Source organism: Streptomyces nanshensis (genome assembly GCF_001751255.1).
GTDB lineage: Bacteria > Actinomycetota > Actinomycetes > Streptomycetales > Streptomycetaceae > Streptomyces > Streptomyces nanshensis_A.
Map to the genome: position 1 here is coordinate 1 of NZ_LJGW01000011.1, position 2,607 is coordinate 2,607.

1 protein-coding gene is annotated in these 2,607 nt (G+C 70.6%); it reads right to left on the bottom strand.

From position 1 onward, the window contains the following. The coding region (locus tag AN218_RS00145) for a type I polyketide synthase (RefSeq protein ID WP_244900167.1) at positions 1-2,573 on the bottom strand (2,573 nt) is incomplete at its 3' end. Between the last annotated feature and the right edge of the window lie 34 nt (positions 2,574-2,607).

A 2,607-nucleotide genomic window follows, 5' to 3' on the forward strand; every position in this document is an offset into this window, starting at 1 on the left:
ACGGCGGTCAGCGAGTCGAAGCCGAGGTCCTGGAAAGCGCGGGAGGCGTCGATGTCCGCACCGTCGCCGAAGCTCAGTACGGCGGCGACCTCGTTGCGTACGAGACCGAGCAGCGACTCCAGGCGTTCGCCCTCGTTGAGGCCGCTCAGCCGCTGCACGAGCGAGACCGCCGTCTGCGATCCGGCCGCGGTGCGGCGTGCGCGGGTACGGATCAACCCACGCAGCAGCGGAGGCACTTCACCCCTGGCACGGAAGGCAGGAAGGTCGAGCCGCACCGGCACCAGCGCGGACACGCCGGTGGCCAGAGCCGCGTCGAACAGCTCCACTCCCTCATCGACACCCAGCGGGGGAATGCCGGAACGCTCCATGCGCTCGCGCTCGGCGTCGGCGCCGGACAGCATGCCGGCCGCCCACGGCCCGAACGCCAACGCCGTTGCCGGAAGACCCAGTTCACGACGGTGCAGCGCCAACGCGTCCAGGAACGCATTCGCCGCCGCGTAGTTGCCCTGGCCCGGCGTCCCGACCGTGCCCGCCACAGACGAGAACAGCACGAACGCCGACAGGTCGCGGTCACGGGTCAGTTCATGCAGGTTCCACGCCGCGTCCACCTTCGGACGCAGTACGACATCGACACGCTCCGGCGTCAGCGAACCGATGACACCGTCATCGAGCACGCCCGCCGCATGCACGACAGCACCGACCGCGTGCTGCGCGAACAGGTCCGACAGCGCCTCCCGGTCCGCCACATCACACGCCGCAACCTCGGCCTGTGCGCCCAACTCGGTGAGCTCGGCTACCAGTTCCTCCGCACCCTCAGCCTCACGGCCACGACGGGAGACCAGCAACAGATCCCGCACACCATGCTCCGAGACCAGATGCCGCGCCACCAGCGCACCCAGACCACCCGTACCACCAGTGACCAACACCGAGCCCTCAACCCCGGCCCAGACGACCCCGTCACCCTCAGCCGACGTGGCCCGCGCCAGACGCGGAGCACTCATCTCACCACCGCGCAGCATCAGTTGAGGCTCGTCGGCTGCGAGCGCCCGCGGAAGCGCAGCCACCGACGCATCGGAATCATCCACATCCAGCAGACCGAAACGGCCCGGATGCTCCGACTGCGCCGAACGCACCAGACCCCACACCGCAGCAGCCGCCGGATCCACACCCGACACCGCACCACGCGTCACAAACACCAGACGCGAACCCGCGAACTCCTCAGCCCCCAGGAACAGTTGAGCCAACTCCAGAACACGAGCCGCCGCCACATGCGCGGATTCGGCCGCCCCCGAGCCTTCGTCGCGCTCTCCGCTCACCGGGGCCAGCACGACATCCGGTACGGGCTCACCGGCGGGCGCCAGACCGGACAGCGCCTCGGCGGACGTCGCGTCGAGTGTGCGGAGCCTTTCGGCCAGCGGCTCGGACAGGCCTCCGAGGACGGCGAGCCGTTGGGATGCGGAGGAGGCCGAGGACGCGGAAGGGGACGTACCTGCGACGTGGATCCAGTCCGTACGGAAGAGCGAGTCACGGCGGCTACGCGCCCCGTTCAGCTCGCCCTCGGTGACGCGCCGTACGGCCAGTGCCTCGACGGTGGCTACCGGAGCGCCCGACGTGTCCGCCACGTCGATCGCGAAGGAGCCGTCCGCGTGACGCGTCAGCCGCGCCCGCAGCATGTCGGCGCCAGAGGCGTGGAGGGACACACCTCCCCAAGAGAAGGGCAGCCCGGCCCCGTCGTCCTCAACGAGCAGCGCCGCGTGCAGAGTTGCGTCGAGCAGCGCCGGGTGCAGACCGAACCCGCCTGTCCGGGTCTCTTCCGGCAGGGCGACCTCGGCGAAGACCTCACCGTCACGGCCCCGCCAGGCTGCCCTGAGCCCTCGGAAGCCGGGGCCGTATGCGAAGCCCGCGTCCGCGAAGCGCTCGTAGCAGTCGCCCACGTCCACCGCCGCCGCGTCCTCCGGCGGCCACACCGACGCGTCGAACGCCGTCGACGTGGCGCCGCCGGTGGACAGTACGCCGCCGGCGTGCGCGACCCACGCCTCCTCGTCCGCACCGTCGGGGCGGGCGTACACGTTGATACGGCGGCTACCGTCCTGGTCAGGGGCCCCGAGCCACGCCTGGAGCTGCACCGCGCCCTGTTCGGGGAGCACCAGCGGCGCCGCCAGCGTCAGCTCTTCGATCCGGTCGCAGCCGACCTCGTCACCGGCCCGCACCGCCACGTCGAGCAGGGCAGTCGCGGGCACCAGGATCTGCCCCATGACGACGTGGTCGGCCAGCCACGGATGCGTGGAGAGCGACAGTCGGCTGGTGAACAACACCCCGTCGTTCTCGGCCAGTTCGACGGTCGCACCCAGGAGGGGGTGCTCCACCCAGTCGAGACCGGCAGCGTGTACATCGCCGCGTCGTGTGGTAACGGTCGGCCAGAAGCGCTGGTGCTGGAACGCGTACGTCGGCAGATCCACACGGCGGGCACCCGTACCGTCGAACAGCCGGCTCCNATCCACACGGCGGGCACCCGTACCGTCGAACAGCCGGCTCCAGTCCACCTCATGACCTGCGACATGCAACTGGGCCACCGCGGTCAACGCCGCGGCTTCTTCACCACGGTCC